At 70.2% G+C, this 17,136-nt stretch carries 17 protein-coding genes; 10 read left to right on the top strand and 7 right to left on the bottom strand.

The window, feature by feature from the left end:
* Window positions 1–67: 67 nt before the first annotated feature.
* From sppA to ACO07Z_RS11705, 4 genes are all read left to right on the top strand, one after another.
* The gene (gene sppA, locus ACO07Z_RS11690; RefSeq protein ID WP_421698881.1) at window positions 68–1,048 is read left to right on the top strand and encodes a signal peptide peptidase SppA; all 981 of its coding nucleotides are present in this window, start codon (window positions 68–70) and stop codon (window positions 1,046–1,048) included.
* A 75-nt stretch (window positions 1,049–1,123) separates the two neighbouring features.
* Entirely contained in the window at window positions 1,124–1,417 is a 294-nt protein-coding gene (locus tag ACO07Z_RS11695; RefSeq protein ID WP_244379899.1) for an integration host factor subunit beta, read from the top strand.
* A gap of 22 nt (window positions 1,418–1,439) precedes the next feature.
* Entirely contained in the window at window positions 1,440–1,787 is a 348-nt protein-coding gene (locus tag ACO07Z_RS11700) for a LapA family protein (protein ID WP_244379900.1), read from the top strand.
* A gap of 12 nt (window positions 1,788–1,799) precedes the next feature.
* Window positions 1,800–2,759, top strand: coding sequence for an ornithine cyclodeaminase family protein (locus ACO07Z_RS11705; protein WP_421698882.1), 960 nt, complete (start codon window positions 1,800–1,802; stop codon window positions 2,757–2,759).
* Window positions 2,760–2,837: 78 nt separating this feature from the next.
* Here ACO07Z_RS11705 and cysW read toward each other — a convergent pair whose 3' ends face one another.
* The 4 genes from cysW to ACO07Z_RS11725 all read right to left on the bottom strand — a co-directional run bounded on the left by cysW (window position 2,838) and on the right by ACO07Z_RS11725 (window position 7,021).
* Window positions 2,838–3,743, bottom strand: a complete 906-nt coding sequence (cysW, locus tag ACO07Z_RS11710; RefSeq protein WP_421698883.1) for a sulfate ABC transporter permease subunit CysW — start codon at window positions 3,741–3,743, stop codon at window positions 2,838–2,840.
* 2 nt (window positions 3,744–3,745) lie between these two features.
* Window positions 3,746–4,567: a sulfate ABC transporter permease subunit CysT gene (cysT, locus tag ACO07Z_RS11715; protein WP_421698884.1), complete on the bottom strand. Its 822-nt coding sequence runs from the start codon at window positions 4,565–4,567 to the stop codon at window positions 3,746–3,748.
* A gap of 151 nt (window positions 4,568–4,718) precedes the next feature.
* Window positions 4,719–5,744, bottom strand: coding sequence for a thiosulfate ABC transporter substrate-binding protein CysP (cysP, locus tag ACO07Z_RS11720; RefSeq protein ID WP_421698885.1), 1,026 nt, complete (start codon window positions 5,742–5,744; stop codon window positions 4,719–4,721).
* A gap of 161 nt (window positions 5,745–5,905) precedes the next feature.
* A complete protein-coding gene (locus ACO07Z_RS11725) occupies window positions 5,906–7,021 on the bottom strand; it encodes a glycosyltransferase (protein ID WP_421698886.1) in 1,116 nt (371 codons plus the stop codon).
* 270 nt (window positions 7,022–7,291) lie between these two features.
* On the opposite strand from ACO07Z_RS11725, the gene ACO07Z_RS11730 reads away from it, so the two are divergent.
* From ACO07Z_RS11730 to ACO07Z_RS11750, 5 genes are all read left to right on the top strand, one after another.
* Window positions 7,292–8,023 (top strand): phosphoribosylanthranilate isomerase, encoded by a 732-nt coding sequence (locus tag ACO07Z_RS11730; RefSeq protein ID WP_421698887.1) that lies wholly within the window; start codon window positions 7,292–7,294, stop codon window positions 8,021–8,023.
* The gene (gene trpB / locus ACO07Z_RS11735; RefSeq protein WP_421698888.1) at window positions 8,020–9,252 is read left to right on the top strand and encodes a tryptophan synthase subunit beta; all 1,233 of its coding nucleotides are present in this window, start codon (window positions 8,020–8,022) and stop codon (window positions 9,250–9,252) included. The genes ACO07Z_RS11730 and trpB overlap by 4 nt, the downstream gene beginning before the upstream one ends.
* Entirely contained in the window at window positions 9,249–10,088 is an 840-nt protein-coding gene (gene trpA / locus ACO07Z_RS11740) for a tryptophan synthase subunit alpha (protein WP_421698889.1), read from the top strand. The genes trpB and trpA overlap by 4 nt, the downstream gene beginning before the upstream one ends.
* A 145-nt stretch (window positions 10,089–10,233) precedes the next feature.
* Window positions 10,234–11,190, top strand: a complete 957-nt coding sequence (gene accD / locus ACO07Z_RS11745) for an acetyl-CoA carboxylase, carboxyltransferase subunit beta (protein ID WP_421698890.1) — start codon at window positions 10,234–10,236, stop codon at window positions 11,188–11,190.
* Window positions 11,191–11,197: 7 nt separating this feature from the next.
* Entirely contained in the window at window positions 11,198–12,547 is a 1,350-nt protein-coding gene (locus ACO07Z_RS11750) for a bifunctional folylpolyglutamate synthase/dihydrofolate synthase (protein WP_421698891.1), read from the top strand.
* Between the two features lie 99 nt (window positions 12,548–12,646).
* Here ACO07Z_RS11750 and infC read toward each other — a convergent pair whose 3' ends face one another.
* Window positions 12,647–13,171 (bottom strand): translation initiation factor IF-3, encoded by a 525-nt coding sequence (gene infC, locus ACO07Z_RS11755; RefSeq protein WP_307018739.1) that lies wholly within the window; start codon window positions 13,169–13,171, stop codon window positions 12,647–12,649.
* 325 nt (window positions 13,172–13,496) lie between these two features.
* On the opposite strand from infC, the gene ACO07Z_RS11760 reads away from it, so the two are divergent.
* On the top strand, window positions 13,497–14,300 hold the full coding sequence (locus tag ACO07Z_RS11760; protein WP_421698892.1) for an alpha/beta hydrolase: 804 nt from the start codon (window positions 13,497–13,499) through the stop codon (window positions 14,298–14,300).
* A gap of 18 nt (window positions 14,301–14,318) precedes the next feature.
* Here the strand turns inward: ACO07Z_RS11760 and rsmD are convergent, their stop codons facing one another.
* Both rsmD and ACO07Z_RS11770 read right to left on the bottom strand, forming a co-directional pair.
* The gene (rsmD, locus tag ACO07Z_RS11765) at window positions 14,319–14,876 is read right to left on the bottom strand and encodes a 16S rRNA (guanine(966)-N(2))-methyltransferase RsmD (protein WP_421698893.1); all 558 of its coding nucleotides are present in this window, start codon (window positions 14,874–14,876) and stop codon (window positions 14,319–14,321) included.
* Window positions 14,877–14,888: 12 nt separating this feature from the next.
* Window positions 14,889–17,024 (bottom strand): pseudouridine synthase, encoded by a 2,136-nt coding sequence (locus ACO07Z_RS11770; protein ID WP_421698894.1) that lies wholly within the window; start codon window positions 17,022–17,024, stop codon window positions 14,889–14,891.
* Window positions 17,025–17,136: the final 112 nt, after the last annotated feature.

The following is a 17,136-nucleotide window of genomic DNA, read 5'->3' on the forward strand; positions in this document are numbered from 1 at the left end:
GCCCCGCCTCACCCTTGCGCCGGCTGCGCCGCGCCGCTACGCCTTGGCGGCAACGCAGGAGAATGCCATGGCCGCCAGCGCACTTGATGTCGACGAGGTGCTCGCCCGCCGCCGGCTGCGGCGCAAGCTCGCCTTCTGGCGCGTGTTCGCGCTGCTGGTGGTTCTCCTCGGCGGGCTCGGCGCCTTTGCCTGGTGGAGCGACGGCGCCCTGCTGCCACGGTCTTCCCCCCATGTCGCCCGCGTCACCATTGGCGGCGTCATCCGCAATGAGCGCGAGCGGACCGAGATGCTGGATGCCATCGGCAAGTCCGGGGCCAAGGCGGTGATCCTGTCCATCGATAGTCCCGGCGGCACGGTGGTCGGCTCGGCCGCGCTCTATGACGCGCTGCGCCGGCTGGCGGAGAAGAAGCCGATCGTCGCGGTCGTCGGCGGCATGGCCGCTTCCGGCGCCTATATCGCCGCGCTCGGCGCCGACCACATCGTCGCGCCGCGCAACGCGCTGGTCGGCTCGATCGGGGTGATCTTCCAGTTCCCCAACTTCGCCGAGCTGATGAAAAATGTCGGCATCTCCTATGAGGAGATCAAGTCGAGCCCGCTCAAGGCCGCGCCCAACATGTTCGATCCGCCGACCGAGGAGGCCCGCGCTGCCGTGCGCTCGCTGGTGGCGGACAGCTATGACTGGTTCAAGGGGCTGGTGGCGGAGCGCCGGCTGCTCGACGCCGACAAGCTCGCCCTCGCTGCCGATGGGCGGGTGTTCACCGGCCATCAGGCGCTGCCCATGCGCCTCATCGACGAGATCGGCGACGAGCGCACCGGCCGCGACTGGCTGGCGCGCGAGAAGGGGATCGACAAGGATCTTCCCATACGCGACTGGCACACCGACCGCGCCGGCGACGAATTCGGCTGGCTGCACGCGCTGTCGGTGCGTGTGATGTCGTTGATCGGGCTTGAAGATATCGCCCGTCTCGTGGCAGATGCGGCGGGCGGGGCTGCGGAACAGGCCCGCCTTGACGGTCTTCTGGCCCTCTGGCACCCTCGCGGTGGCTAGACGGGGCCAAGAGCTTCCAAAATATAAATTTTTTGGAGTACCGACGAGCCGAACGGAAAAGGGGCCGGGGCGTCGATGATCAAGTCCGAATTGGTGCAGCGGATCGCCGAGGCGAATCCGCATCTTTATCAACGCGATGTCGAGAACATCGTGAATGCCATACTCGACGAGATCGTCGCGGCACTCGGCCGCGGCGACCGTGTCGAGCTGCGCGGTTTCGGCGCCTTCTCCGTGAAGGCGCGCCCGGCCCGCACCGGGCGCAACCCGCGCACGGGCGAGCATGTGGATGTCGACGGCAAGGCCGTGCCCTATTTCAAGACGGGCAAGGAAATGCGCGAACGCCTGAACGATGGCGTCGACCTCGAATAAGGCTGACCCGAAGGGAGAAGTCGTGCTGCGTCGTCTACTGCTGATCCTCATTGTCCTGCCGGTCTCGGTGGGGCTCGTCATGCTTGCCGTGGCCAACCGCCATCCGGTGTCGCTGGTGATCGACCCGCTCACCGGGGCCGGCGGCTGGTCGGTGGAAGCGCCGCTGTTCCTCGTCATCTTCGCCGCGATGATCGTCGGCGTGGTGCTGGGCGGCGTCGCGGCGTGGTTCAGCCAGGGCCGCTACCGCAAGGCCGCCCGCCGCTCCGCCCGCGAGGCGCGCTCGGCCCATGCCGAAGTGGAAGAGCTGCGCGCCGCCCATCGCGACCCGGTGACGCGGCCGGTGCTCGCCCATCGTCGCGACGCGGCCTGACGGAACCTTGCCATGAGCGATGTGCGCTTCGTGTCGTCCGGCGAGATCGCCGGGCTGCTGACCTTTCCTGCGCTGATCGACGCGCTTGAGGCCGCCTTCCGCCGCCGCATCACCGTGCCGGTGCGCCATCACCACACCATGCCGCGCCCGGATGGCGACGCCACCGCCCTGCTGATGCCGGCTTGGACCAGCGAGGGCACCGAGGACGACGTGTACGGCACCAAGCTGGTGACCGTTTTTCCCGGCAATAGCGCCCGGGGGCTTGAGAGCATCACCGGGCTCTATCTGCTCAATTCCGGCGCCACCGGCCAGCCGCTGGCGGTGATGGACGCGCGCAGCCTCACCGTGTGGCGCACCGCCGCCGCCTCCGCGCTCGCCGCCCGTTATCTCGCCCGCGAAGACGCGACACGCCTGGCGGTGATCGGGGCTGGAGCGCTCGCGCCCTATCTCGCCCGCGCCCATGCCAGTGTGCGCCCGATCCGCACCATCACCATCTGGAACCGCACGCTCGCCAAGGCGGAAGCGCTGGCGGAGAGCCTACGTGCCGAGGGCTTCAATGCCACGGCCGAGGCGGATCGCGGCGCGGCGATTGCGGGGGCCGATATCGTCACCTCCGCCACGCTGTCGCCGCAGCCGCTGGTGGAAGGGCGCTATCTCGGCCCCGGCCAGCATGTCGACCTCGTCGGCGGCTTCACCCCGATCATGCGCGAGGCCGATGACGAGGCCGTCCGCCGGGCGCGCGTTTATGTCGATACCCGCGCCGGGGCCGGCAAGGAGGCGGGCGACATCGTCATCCCGCTGGCGAGCGGCGTGCTGGCGCCGGAGGACATCCAGGGCGATCTGTTCGAGCTGACCGCCGGCACCGCCAAGGGGCGCGGCAGCGCCGACGAGATCACCCTGTTCAAATCGGTCGGCACCGCCATCGAGGACCTCGCCGCCGCCGAGCTGGTGTGGAAGGCGCTGAAGGGCTGAGGAGCCGGCGCCGCATCGGCCGCCGGCGTACCTCGAGGCCCGGCCGGGGCCGGGCACACCGCAGCAAGCCCGCGCCGCTCAGTGCCCCGGCTTGCCCTGCGCCTTCACCCGCGCCGCGTCGAGCCGCTCGATGATCGCCTTCGCCACCAGCGTCACCAGCGCCACCAGGGTCAGCAGCGTCGCCACCGCGAAGGCGGCGACCGCGTTATTGTCCTGATAGAGCAGCTCGATCTGCAGCGGCAGCGTGTTGGTCTGGCCGCGAATATTGCCCGAGACCACCGACACCGCGCCGAATTCGCCCATCACCCGCGCATTGCACAAAGCCGCGCCATAGAGCAGGGCGAAGCGGACATTCGGCAGGGTGACGAGGCGCAGGATGCGCCAGCCCCCCGCGCCCAGCGTCACCGCCGCCTCTTCCTCCTCCGACCCTTGAGCGATCATCAGCGGGATCAGCTCGCGGGCGACGAAGGGGGCGGTGACGAACAGGCTGGCGAGGATGATCGCCGGCACGGCGAACATGATCTTGATGTCGTGCTCGCCGAGCCACGGCCCCAGCAGCCCCTGCGCGCCATAGACGAAGAGATAGGCGACGCCGGCGATGATCGGCGAGATGGAGAAGGGCAGTTCCACCAGCGCCACCAGCAGATTGCGGCCGGGAAAGCGGAACTTGGCGATGCACCAGGCCGCGGCGATGCCGAACCCGACATTGACCGGCACCACGATCAGCGCGGTGAACAGGGTGAGGCCGATGGCGTATTGCGTGTCCGGCGCGGCGAAGGAGGCGGCATAGGCGGCCATGCCGTGCTTGAACGCCTCGACGAAGATCGCCAGCAGTGGCGCCACCAGCACCAGCGCGGTGACGAGCAGCACGCCGCCCACCAGCACGCGCCGCGTCGCCGGCCCGTCGCCGACACGGATGCGGCCCGGCGCGGGCGTGGGCGCAGCGGGGGGAAGGGAGGGACCGGGAGACGGTGCGACTTCCATGCTCAATCCCCCGTGCCGACGCGGCGCTGCTGCCAGAGCTGGAGCATGTTGACCAGGAACAGCAGGACGAACGCGAAACCCAGCAGCGTCGCGGCGATGGCGGCAGCGGCCGGGTAGTCATATTCCTCGATGCGGATGAAGGTCAGCAGCGAGACCACCTCGGTCTTCAGCGGCAGATTGCCGGCGATGAAGATGATGGCGCCGAACTCGCCCAGCGAGCGGGCGAAGCCGAGCGAGGCGCCGGTAAGGAAGGCCGGCAGGATGGCGGGAAAGATGATGCGGGCGAAGATGCGCAGATCCGAGGCGCCGAGCGTTGCCGCGGCTTCCTCGACATCGGCGGCGAGATCCTCCAGCACCGGCTGCACCGTGCGCACCACGAAGGGGATGGAGGTGAAGGCCATGGCGATGGCGATGCCGAGCGGGGTGTAGGCGACATCGATGCCGAGCGCCGCCAGCGGCCCGCCGAACCAGCCATTCTTCACGAACAGCGCGGAGAGGGCGAGGCCGGCCACGGCGGTGGGCAGGGCGAAGGGCACGTCGACCAGCGCGTCGAGATAGCGCTTGCCGGGAAACTCGTAGCGCACCAGCACCCAGGCGAGAGCGAGGCCGTAGACGCAGTTGAATAGGGTCGCCAGCGCCGCGGTGGAAAGGGTGATGCGGAAGGCGGCCAGGGTGCGCGCCCCGCTCATAATGGCGAGATAACGGTCCCAGCCGACATCCAGCGCCTGCCAGACCAGCGCGCCGAGCGGCAGCAGCACGATCAGGCTGAGATAGAGCACGGTGATGCCGAGCGAGAGCGAGAAGCCCGGTATGACGCGGTTCAACGGTCGGCTCCTTGCGACGGTGGCACCGAACGGGATCGGGCAGCGGTGAAAAGGCAATGGCCGGGACGAGCCCGGCCATGCCGCAGTTCAACGGAGAAGTCCAGCACGAAACCGCTATTCACATGAATATGGCGTGCTAAACGCGCCCGGCTCAGGGAGCGACGAACAGCTCGTCGAGCTTGCCGCCGGAAGCGAAGTGGGTCTTCTGCGCATTGGCCCAGCCGCCGAACACATCCTCGGCCTTGAGCAGGCGGACGGGGACGAACTTGGCCTTGAACTCCTCGGCGACCTTAGGATCGACGACACGGTTGTTGAACTCGGCGGCGACCTTCTGGCCCTCGGGCGAATAGAGATAGGTGAGATAGTCCGTGGCGATCTGGCGCGAGCCGCGCTTGTCGACCACCTTGTCCACCACCGCGACCGGGAATTCGGCGAGCAGGCTCACCTCCGGCACCACGACCTGGAACTTCTTGTCCTTATAGGCGTCCTTCACGCCGATCACCTCGGCCTCGAAGGTGATGAGCACGTCCCCCTGCTCGCGCTCGACGAAGGAGGTGGTGGCGCCGCGCCCGCCGGTGTCGAACACCACGACGTTGGAGAGCAGCTTCTTGGCGAAGGCGTCGGCCTTGGCCACGTCGCCGTTGAACTTCTCCAGCGCGAAGGCATAGGCGGCGAGATAGGTGTAGCGCGCATTGCCCGAGGTCTTCGGGTTGGGGAACACCAGCTTCACGTCGTCGCGGACGAGGTCGTCCCAGTTCTTCACGTTCTTCGGGTTGCCCTCGCGCACGAGGAAGGCCGGGAAGGAGTACCAGGGCGAGGAGCCGTTAGGCAGGCGGCTCTGCCAGTCCTTGGCGACGAAGCCCTTGTCGACGAGGAAGGTGATGTCGGTGATCTGGTTGAAGGTCACCACGTCGGCCTCAAGGCCCTCGACGATGGAGCGCGCCTGCTTCGACGTGCCGGCGTGGCTCTGGTTGACCTTGATCTCCTTGCCGGTCTTCGCCTTGTAGGCCGGCTCGAACTGCTTGTTCTCGGCGTCGAACAATTCGCGCGCGACATCGTAGGAGGCGTTGAGGATCTGGTTCGGCTCCTGCGCGCGGGCCTGCGGCACGGCGAGGGCGAACGGCGCCAGCGTGGCGGCGAGAGTCGCGGTCAGGATCAGGCGGCGCGGGAAGCGCATGGGCAGTCTCCACGAACGGGCGCGACGGGGGCGTCGCCGCCACATATACATATAATTGACGTGAATAAAATTATTTCACACTGAAGTTTGTGTAGCACGCAGGCTGCCGCAGCGAAAGAGGGGAATAGCGCGTCGTCGCGCGCGGCGCGGCGACGCGGGACTCAGCGGCGCACAAGAACCCGGCGCGAGAGCGCGACGTGCCGGCTGATATAGGCCTCGCAGCCCAGCGCGCCGGAGGTCATCCGGCGCTGGGCAGCGACCGCGCGGGCATCCCGCCGGGCGGGATCGGCGGCGAGCTCGCGCACCGCCGCCCGCAGCGCGGCGGCATCGCCCACCGGCGCATAGGTCGCCTCCGCCTCGTCGAAATAGGCGTCGAGGCCGCCGGTGCGGGTGGCGACCAGCGCCAGCCCGCACAGCGCCCCCTCCTGCAGCACGGTGATGCCGCTGGCGTGCAGGTTCTCCTTCAGCGGCACCACCAGGATCGAACTCGCCGCGTAGAGCCGCAGCAACTCGTCATTATGGGCCGGCGCGACGACCCGGACATTGGGGTGCGGCCGGGTCAGGCGCGGGTCGATGCTGCGTGAGACGATGGTGAGTTCAATGTCGTCCTGGCTTCCCAGCGCCGCCAGCAGCGTCGCCCAGTCGCGGTGGCGGTCATTGCCGACACTGAGCACCTTGACCGGCCGCGCTGGCGCGCGCAGCGGGGGCAACCCCGTCTCATTGGGAATGCCGAACAGGACCAGCTCGGCGTCCGGGCGGCCGAACATCGCCTGCGCGCGGCGCTGGTTCTCCGGGGAATGGAAGGTCAGCACGTCGACCTGCCGGAGCAGCCACCGGTAGAGCGGGCGGTGGAACGGCGACAGCCGCCGCCACTCATCCATCAGCCACACCGACTGGCCGAGGAGCTTGGGCCGGGACGCACGCCGCGCCAGCGAGAGCAGCATCGCCACCGCCAGAAACTGGGCCTCGGTGTGCGTCCACACGATATCGGCCCGGAAGATCTCCGCGCGGTTGCGGAGGGCGTGGACGAGGTCGAAGCCCAGCGCCAGCCGCAGCGCGCCGCGCAGGCCCTTCCCCAGCAGCCCCTCACGACCCGCGGACGAGAAGCGGACCTCGCAGCCCTGGCGCTCGGCGCGCCGGTAGCCATAGGGCGAGGGATCGTTGATGCCGATGAGCGTACCGCTCCGCTGGCTCCGCTCCCATTCGGCCGCGTCCTGGCCGTGCGAAAGCTGCACGAAGACCTTGATCGGGTGCGGATCGGTCATGGCGGTCGTCATCGCGAAGGCTTCGGGTGAAGGCCGGCAGCGCGAGGGAGAACAGCCGGCCAAGGCGCGGCACGCTACGGCGCCGTTTCCAAGAGGGGAACGGCCCGCACGGAGAAAACCGAATTATGATGAGGATTTTTCTCAAAATCCGTTCCCGGGTGCCGGCCGTCCGCCCCCCTTGCGTGTCGCCGGGCTTCTGCGCCGGAGTCTGCCGCGTCCTCGGCGACGCCCTCGCGTCAAGGGGCCGTTCATGCTAGGTGGCTCTGTTCCGAGGAGGCGGCCTTGTCGCTTGAGATCAAAATCTGCGGGCTGAGCACCGCTGAGACGCTGGAGGCGTCCCTCAGTGCCGGCGCGGACATGGTGGGCATGGTGTTCTTCGCCCCCTCGCCGCGCCATGTCGACCTCGCCACCGCCGCCAGCCTCGGCGCACAGGCGCGCGGGCGGGCTCAGATCGTTGCGCTCACCGTCGATGCCGACGACGCCACGCTGGCCGCCATTATCGACGCGCTGCGCCCGGACATGCTGCAGCTGCACGGCCGCGAGAGCGTGGAGCGCGTCTCCGCCATCCGGGCCCGCTTCGGCCTCCCGGTCATGAAGGCGCTCGGCATTGCCTCAGCTGAGGACCTTGCCGCGCTGGCCGCCTATGAAGAGGTGGCCGACCGGCTGCTGCTCGACGCCAAGCCGCCCAAGGGCGCCACCCTGCCCGGCGGCAACGGCGTCGCCTTCGACTGGAACCTCATCGCCGGCCTTGACCCCGCCCGGCCCTTCATGCTGTCAGGCGGGCTCGATCCGGAAAACGTCGCGGACGCGGTGCGGCTCATCCATCCGCCAGGCCTCGACGTATCCTCCGGTGTCGAACGTGGACCCGGCATCAAGGACCCGTCCCGCATCGAGGCTTTCCTGCGCGCCGCGCGGGCGGCCGAGGCGCAAGGGTCTTCCGCCCCGACCGGCGACACCGCCCCCGGCTCCGCGCCGACGCCGCCTTCACCTGCCAGAGAGACGAGCCCGTCGTGAACGCTCCCAATTCCTTCCGCACCGGCCCCGACGACAACGGGCATTTCGGCCTCTTCGGCGGCCGTTTCGTTGCCGAAACGCTCATGCCGCTCATCCTCGATCTGGAGACGGCCTATAACGAAGCCAAGGCCGATCCCGCCTACAAGGCGGAGATGGAGGCCGGGCTGAAGCACTATGTCGGCCGCCCCAGCCCGCTCTATTACGCCGAGCGGCTGACCGAGCATCTGCGCGCCGGCGCGCCGGCGGGGATGGGCGCCAAGATCTATTTCAAGCGCGAAGAGCTGAATCACACCGGCTCGCACAAGGTGAACAACGTCCTCGGCCAGATCCTGCTCGCCCGCCGCATGGGCAAGAAGCGGATCATCGCCGAGACCGGCGCCGGCCAGCACGGCGTCGCCACCGCGACGCTCTGCGCGCGCTACGGCCTCGAATGCGTCGTCTATATGGGCGCCGTCGATGTCGCCCGGCAGGCGCCCAATGTGTTCCGCATGAAGATGCTCGGCGCCAGCGTCGTTCCCGTCCAGTCCGGCTCGAAGACGCTGAAGGACGCGATGAACGAGGCGCTGCGCGACTGGGTGACCAACGTGTCCGACACGTTCTACTGCATCGGCACGGTGGCGGGCCCGCACCCCTACCCCGCCATGGTGCGCGACTTCCAGAGCATCATCGGCACCGAGACCCGCGAACAGATGCTTGAGATGGAAGGCCGGCTGCCGGACAGCCTGATCGCCTGCATCGGCGGCGGCTCCAATGCCATGGGCCTGTTCCACCCCTTCCTCGACGACCCGAGCGTGAAGATCTTCGGTGTCGAGGCCGCAGGCCACGGCATCCCCTCCGGCCAGCACGCCGCCTCGCTCACCGGCGGGCGCCCGGGCGTACTGCACGGCAACCGCACCTATCTGCTGATGGACGGCGACGGCCAGATCGCCGAGGCGCATTCCATCTCCGCCGGCCTCGACTATCCCGGCATCGGGCCGGAACATTCGTGGCTGCACGACACCGGCCGCGCCGCCTATATCTCCGCCACCGATAACGAGGCGCTGGAAGCGTTCCAGCTGGTGGCGAAGCTCGAAGGCATCATCCCGGCGCTGGAGCCGGCGCATGCGCTGGCCAAGGTCGCGCAGCTCGCCCCCACCTTCCCGGAAGATCACCTGATGGTGGTCAACCTCTCCGGCCGTGGCGACAAGGACATCCCGCAGGTGGCGGACATTCTGGGAACGAGCCTATGAGCACCCGCATCGAAACCCGTTTCCGCGCCTGCGCCGCTGAAGGGCGGGCCGCGCTCGTCACCTTCATCACCGCCGGCGATCCCGACCACGACACCTCGCTCGCCCTGCTCAAGGCGCTGCCGGCGGCGGGCGCCGACATCATCGAGCTCGGCGTGCCCTTCACCGACCCGATGGCCGACGGCCCGGCGATCCAGGCCGCGGGCCTGCGCGCGCTGGCGGCCGGGCAGACTTTGGCCAAGACGCTCGCCATGGTGAAGACCTTCCGCGAGAGCGACGCCACCACGCCGCTGGTGCTGATGGGCTATTACAACCCGGTCTATGTCTATGGCGTCGAGCGCTTCCTTGCCGACGCCAAGGCGGCGGGCGTCGACGGCCTCGTGGTGGTCGACCTACCGCCGGAGGAAGACGGCGAACTCTGCCTGCCGGCGCTGGCGGCGGGGCTCGACTTCATCCGCCTCGCCACCCCGACCACCGACGACAAGCGCCTGCCGGCCGTGCTCGCGAACACGGCGGGCTTCGTCTATTACGTCTCGATCACCGGCATCACCGGCGCGGCGCAGGCCGATCCGGACGCGGTCGGCCGGGCGGTGGCGCGGATCAAGCGCCACACCACGCTGCCCGTGGCGGTCGGCTTCGGCGTGAAGACGCCGGAAAGCGCCGCCGCCATCGCCGCCAATGCCGATGGCGTCGTGGTCGGCTCGGCGCTGATCGACGCGCTGCGCGCCACGCTCGATGCCGAGAACCGCGCCACGCCCGCCACCCTTACCGCCGTCACCGACCTTGTCGGCCGGCTCGCCGAGGCCGTGCGCGGGGTGCGCCGCCAGGCCGCCGAGTAGCGTTTGGGGACGGCGCACACCCGCGCGGCCGCGGCCGAATCGCGCGTGCGCCTTTTCATCGCCCTTCTGCGGCATTAGATGAGGGGCGGCCGACAGCGGGGAGACCCCCGTCGCGGCCGCTGCGTCACCGTCCGGAGCCCGACCGTTGAACTGGATCTCGAACGTCGTCCCCAAGCTGAGCTCCTTCCTGAACCGTCGGGAAGTGCCGGAAAATCTCTGGGTGAAGTGCCCGGAGACCGGGCAGATGGTGTTCCACAAGGATCTGGAGGCGAACCTCCACGTCGTTCCCGGCTCCGGCTACCACATGCGCATGGACCCGGCCTCGCGGCTGCGCTCGGTGTTCGACGGCGGCAAATGGTACGATATCGGCCTGCCGGCGGTCGCCACCGACCCGCTGAAGTTCCGCGACGAGAAGCGCTATGTCGACCGGCTGAAGGACGCCCGCGCCAAGACCGGCGCGCAGGACGCGGTGAAGGTTGGCTATGGCAAGCTGGAAGGCCTGCCCGTCACCGTGGCGGTGCAGGATTTCGGCTTCATGGGCGGTTCGCTCGGCATGGCGGCGGGCGAGGCCATCGTCACCGGGCTTGAGACCGCCGCCTCGCGCGGCACGCCCTTCATCATGTTCGCCTCCTCCGGCGGCGCGCGCATGCAGGAAGGCATCCTCTCGCTGATGCAGATGCCGCGCACCACCTGCGCCATCCAGGAACTGCGCGAGGCGAAGCTGCCCTATATCGTGGTGCTGACCAACCCGACCACAGGCGGCGTCACCGCTTCCTACGCCATGCTGGGCGACATACAGATCGCTGAGCCCGGCGCGCTGATCGGCTTCGCCGGCCCGCGCGTCATCGAGCAGACCATCCGCGAGAAGCTGCCCGAGGGCTTCCAGCGCGCCGAATATCTGCGCGACCACGGCATGATCGACCTCGTCGTCCACCGCCACCAGATGCGCCCGACGCTGGCGCGGCTCTGCCGCCTGCTGATGCGCGCCCCGGCCGTGGCGGGCGAGGCGAAGGCCGCTGTGAAGCCCGCAGAGGACAAGGCGCCCGAGGCGCCGGCCCTGCCGCCTCCCGCCGCCGCCAACCCCGCGCCTGCGAGCGCCTGAGGCCCCCATGAGCGCGCTCCCCGCCGCCGGCCCCGCGCCCACAGAGGGGCCGCGGGCGCCGGTCGACGACATTTTCGACCGGCTGCTGGCGCTGCACCCGAAGCTGATCGACCTCTCGCTCGACCGCATGTGGCGGCTGCTGGAGCGGCTCGACCACCCCGAGCGGCGCCTGCCGCCGGTGATCCATGTCGCCGGCACCAATGGCAAGGGCTCCACCGTCGCCTTCATGCGGGCGATCCTGGAAGCCGCCGGCCAGAGCGTCCATGTCTACACCTCGCCGCATCTGGTGCGCTTCAACGAGCGCATCCGCCTCGCCGGCACGCTGGTGGACGATGCCCGCCTCGCCGGCGCGCTGGCGCGGGCGGAAGAGGCCAATGGCGGCGAGCCGATCACCTTCTTCGAGATCACCACGGCGGCGGCGCTGCTGCTGTTCTCGGAAACCCCCGCCGACATATTGCTGCTGGAAGTCGGCCTCGGCGGCCGGCTCGACGCCACCAATGTGATCGAGCGGCCGCTGGTGAGCGTCATCACCCCGGTCTCCATCGACCATGTCGATTTCCTCGGCGAGACTGTGGCGGAAATCGCCGGCGAGAAGGCCGGCATCCTCAAGCGCGGCGTGCCCGCCGTGCTCGGCCACCAGCCGCGCGAGGCACTGCGGACGATCGAGCGGCAGGCGGCGCGGCTCGGCGTGCCGCTCTCGGTGATGGGCGAGCACTATCAGGCGCATGAGGAAGGCGGCCGGCTGGTCGTCGCCGACGAGGCGGGCCTGCTCGACCTGCCGCGCCCGCGCCTGGTCGGCCCGCACCAGATCGTCAATGCCGGCCTCGCAGTGGAGGCGCTGCGGGTCGCCAATCTCGGCCTGCCGCCCGCCGCCTTCGAGGAAGGCATGCGCAGCGCGCAATGGCCGGCGCGGCTGCAGCGGCTCGGCCCCGGCCCGCTCACCGCGCGGGCGCCGGAAGGCGTCGACATCTGGCTCGATGGCGGCCACAACGCCGCCGGCGGTCAGGCGCTCGCCGCCGCGCTGGCCGATCTCGAAGACCGGGTGTCGCGGCCGCTGGTGCTGATCGTCGGCATGCTGGGCAACAAGGATGCGGACGCCTTCCTCGCCCCCTTCGCCGGCCTCGCCCGCGAACTGATCGCGGTGCCGGTGCCGGGCGAGCATAAGGGCGCGGCACCGGAGGCGCTGGCGGACGCCGCACGGGGGCACGGGCTCGACGCCTCCACCGCCCCGAGCGTCGCCGCCGCGCTGGAAGGGCTGGCGGCATTTCCCGTCGGGGCCGCGCCGCGCGTGCTGATCGCCGGCTCGCTCTATCTCGCCGGCGCCGTGCTCGGCGAGAACGGCTCACTGCCGGACTGAAGCGCAGGCCGGGGCGAACTTTGGCGCACAAACGACAATCCCGGACACGGCCTCGCGGCCGTTCCGGGATGATGTCGGTCGAAGGGTGGGCGCCGCGCCTCAGCGCGGGGCCAGCACCATGATCATCTGGCGGCCTTCCAGCGAGGGCTCGGCCTCGACCTTGGCGATGGTCGCCAGCTCTTCCTTCACCTTGTTGAGCAGCTTGTAGCCGAGCTCCTGGTGCGCCATCTCGCGGCCGCGGAAGCGCAGGGTGATCTTCACCTTGTCGCCTTCCTCGAAGAAGCGGTGGATGGCCTTCATCTTCACCTCATAGTCATGGGTGTCGATGCCGGGCCGCAGCTTGATTTCCTTGATCTCGACGACGTGCTGCTTCTTGCGCGCCTCGTTGGCCTTCTTCTGGTTCTGGTACTTGAACCGGCCATAGTCGAGAATCTTGCAGACGGGCGGGGCCGAGTTCGGCGCGATCTCGACGAGATCGAGGCCGGCGTCCTGCGCCATCGCAATCGCATCGCGCGTCAGCACGACGCCGCGATTCTGCCCGTCCTGGTCGATGAGCTGAACTTCGCGGATGCGGATATCTTCGTTGACGCGCGGACCGTCCTTTTCCGGCGCGACGGGTCTCATGGGGCGGCGAATGGCGTCTTCTCCTCTGCCATTTCAGAATGTGGCGTTTCCACCGCGCTTCGAAGGGTCGCCGGCCGGCTGATTTCCGCGCGTAAAACGGTCGCAGAAGATCGTGACAAACCCGTCAGAAGTCAACGGCGGTAAAGCACGGATCGCGTGTAATAACGCCTGCCGGGCCGGCTTTCGTCGTCACCCTGCCAGCCGGCCCTGTTCCCACGCGAGGTGTGCCTGTAAGCCAAGATGGCGCGTGCGCCTCGAATCGCAAGGCTTTTGCCGGCCGAGAGGTTGTGACGCACCGTCCGCGCCCCGACCGGAGGAGACCATGATGAGCGAGGCCACCCCCACCCGTCCCGATGCGGGCGCCGCCCCTTCCTTCCTCACCGTTGGCGAGGATGCCCGCGCCATCGCGGTGCGCGTCACCCCCGGCCGCGCGACGCCCGAGCATCCCGGCATTGTCTGGTGCGGCGGCTTCCTCTCCGACATGCGTGGCACCAAGGCGGAAGCGCTGGCGGACTGGGGCGCGGCGCACGACCGGCGCGTGGTGCGCTTCGACTATTCCGGCCATGGCGAATCCGGCGGCGCCTTCGAGGAGGGCACCATCTCGCGCTGGGCCGAGGATGCCTTCGCCGTGTTCGACCGCATGACCGAAGGCCCGCAGATCGTCGTCGGCTCCTCCATGGGCGGCTGGATCGCGCTGCTGCTCGCCCGGGCGCTCGCGGCGCGGGGCGCGAGCGCCCGCCTCGCCGCGCTGGTGCTCATCGCCCCGGCACCGGACTTCACCGAAGAACTGATGTGGAAGGCGATGCCGGAGGATGTCCGCGCCGCGCTGCTGCATGACGGGCGCTGGGTGCGCCCCTCGCAATACGGCCCCGGCCAGGTCATCACCCGGGCGCTGATCGAGGACGGACGGCAGAACTTGGTGCTCGGCGCGCCCTTCGCGGTCGGCTGCCCGGTGCGCATTCTCCAGGGCGTCGCCGATCCTGATGTGCCGTGGCAGCACGCGCTGCGGCTCGTCACCTGCCTCGCCGAGGACGATGTGGTGCTGAGCCTGATCAAGGATGGCGACCACCGCCTCTCGCGCCCCGAGGACATCGAGCGGATTCTGGCGGCGGTGCAGGAGGTGGGGTGAGGGCCGCCTGCGCGCCGCTTAGGCGGGCGCGCGCAGGAAGACGATCTCGCTGCTGTCGTAGCGGCGGCGTTCCAGTTCCTCGAAGCCTTCCGGGGCGCTGAAGGCGGCCTCGACCGATTCCTCCACCACGACGAGCGCCTCCGGCGCCAGCCATTTGCCGGAAAGGGCGCTCGCCAGCGCCTTTTCCGCCAGCCCGCGCCCATAGGGCGGATCGCAGAAGACGAGATCGAAGGCGTCATTGGCGAAGGCCTCGCCCAGCTTCGTCGCGTCGCGGCGGAAGATGCGGGTGATGCCGCCGACGCCGAGCGTCTCGACATTGGCGCGGATCAGCCCGCGCGGCTCCGGCGCCTCGTCGACGAACACCGCCAGCTTCGCCCCGCGCGAGAGCGCTTCCAGCCCCAGCGCGCCGGTGCCGGCGAACAGGTCGAGCACGCGGGCGCCGTCGGCGGCATCGCCATAGGCATGGGCGAGCACGTTGAACAGCGCCTCGCGCAGCCGGTCGGAGGTCGGCCGCGTGGCGTTGGAAGAGGGGCCGCGCAGCGCGCGACCCTTGAAGCGCCCGCCGACGATGCGCATCGACGCGCCCCGTCAGCCGCGCGGCGACCGCGGCGGACGCCCGCCCGGCTTGCCACCAGACGGCTTTCCGCCCGAAGGCTTGCCACCCGCGGGACGATTGCCGGACGGCTTGCCGCCGGTGGGGCGGCCATCCGAGGGCTTGCCGCCGAAGGATCGGCCGCCGGCAGGCTTGTCACCGAAGGATCGGCCGCCGGGCTTGCCGAAAGGCTTGCCCGAAGAAGGTTTGCCGCCACCCGAACGCCCTTCCGGCCGGTCGGCGAAGTTCTTGGCACCATAGCTCTTGCCGCCCGCCGGCCGATCGCCGAAGGAGCGGGCCGGACGATCGCCGCGCGGCGCGCGGTCACCACGGTCCTCGCGCGGCGGGCGGTCGTCGCGCGCGGGCCGGTCGTCGCGGCTGCGGAACGGGCGCGCACCTTCCGGGCGCGGCGTGCGCTCGCGGAAGGGACGGTCCCCCTCGGGCCGCTCGCGGCGGGCGGGGCGCTCCTGCCCTTCCGGACGCGGCCGGAAGGAGCGCGCCGGGCGCTCACCCTCGGGGCGCGGGGCGCGCTCGCGGAAGGGACGGTCGCCCTCCGGACGCTCGCGACGGGGCGGGCGCTCATCACCCTCAGTGCGCGGGCGGAAGCTGCGCGTCTGCTCGGACTTCACCCGGCCGCTATAGGGCCGGTCGCTGCCGGCGCCGCGGAAGGGGCGCTCGCCCCGCTCCGAACCCTCGCTGCGCTGCGGGCGCTCGCCGCGCTCGCGGAACGGGCGCGCGGGACGCTCGCCACGCGGGGCGCGGTCGCCGCCCTCGTCGCGGCTGCGGAAGGGGCGCTCGGAACGTTCGCCCACCTCGCCCTCGCGCTCGACACGCGGGCGGGAGGGACGCGGCCCGCCGACCTTGCGGTCGCGGCTCTTGGCGCCGGCGCGGGCGGGCCGCTCGCCGGAACGCTCGCGGAAGGGACGCTCCTCGCGCTCGGCGCCACCCTCCGTCTCACCGGCCCGCTCGGGGCGCTTGCGGAAGGTGCGCTCGCCGCCGCGCTCGCTGGCAGCGGCGCCGGGCCGCGTGCCCGTCCGCACGTTGGCGCGCTCCTCGTCGCGGCGGGCGCGGGCCGGGGCGGGCTCGGGCACGGGTTCGGTGGAGCGCACGCGCTGCACCAGCACCTTCCGCCCCTTGCGGTCGGCAACGACGCCGGCCGTCACGCTCTTGCCCTCGCCCGGTTCGGTGTCGATGGGCAGGCGGCGGTGGCGGTCCTCCGCGCCTTCCGGCTTGGCGTAGCGCGCCTTGCCGGGCTTCGCCGAGCGCTTGGGCGCCTCGTCCTCGGCATGGTTGAACAGCGGCCCCTCGAAATCCGCGCCCGCCTGCTTGGCCAGCGCCTCGCCGAGTTGGTCGGCGAGAATGCGGGTGCGCACCTCCTCGGCCTCGCCCTGCGCCAGCTCGCCGAGCTGGAACGGGCCATAGGACAGGCGGATCAGCCGGTTCACGTCGAGCCCAAGCGAGCCCAGCACATTGCGGACTTCGCGGTTCTTGCCTTCGCGCAGCGCCAGGGTCAGCCACACATTGGCGCCCTGCACGCGGTCGAGCACCGCTTCGATCGGGCCATACTGCACCCCGTCGACGGTGACGCCGGCGATCAGCGCGTCGAGCTTGTCCTGGGTGATGTCGCCCTTGGCGCGCACGCGGTAGCGGCGCAGCCAGCCGGTTTCCGGCAGCTCCAGCACCCGCGAGAGCCCGCCATCATTGGTGAGCAGGATCAGCCCCTCGGTGTTGAGGTCGAGCCGGCCGACGGAGACGAGGCGCGGCAGGCCGGGAGGCAGGATCTCGAACAGGGTCGGGCGCCCTTCCGGGTCGTAATTGGTCGTCACCACGCCCTTGGGCTTGTGGTAGAGGAACAGCCGCGTGCGCTCGCGGTCAGGCAGCTTCGCGCCGTCGACGGTGATCTCGTCCTCGGCGGTGACGGTGCGGGCGGGGCTTTCCAGCACCTCGCCATTCACCGCGACGCGCCCGGCGAGGATCCATTCCTCGATCTCGCGGCGCGAGCCGAGCCCGGCGCGGGCCACCACCTTGGCGACGCGCTCGGCCTCGCGCGGGCCGGCCTCCTCCGGCGCCGCCGGACGGGCGGGGCGGGGGACGCGGTTGTGTTCCTTGCGGGGCGGCGTGTTTTTGGGCATGGGGATGATCCGGTCTCCGGGCGGCGGGTGCTAGCATGTCCTGCGGGGGGATGCGAGCTTTTGGCGAGATTTCGGGCGAACAGGGCCTTGACGAGCGACGATTGCGACGCCA

This window comes from Ancylobacter sp. (assembly GCF_965229075.1).
In the GTDB taxonomy this organism is placed as follows: Bacteria; Pseudomonadota; Alphaproteobacteria; order Rhizobiales; family Xanthobacteraceae; genus Ancylobacter.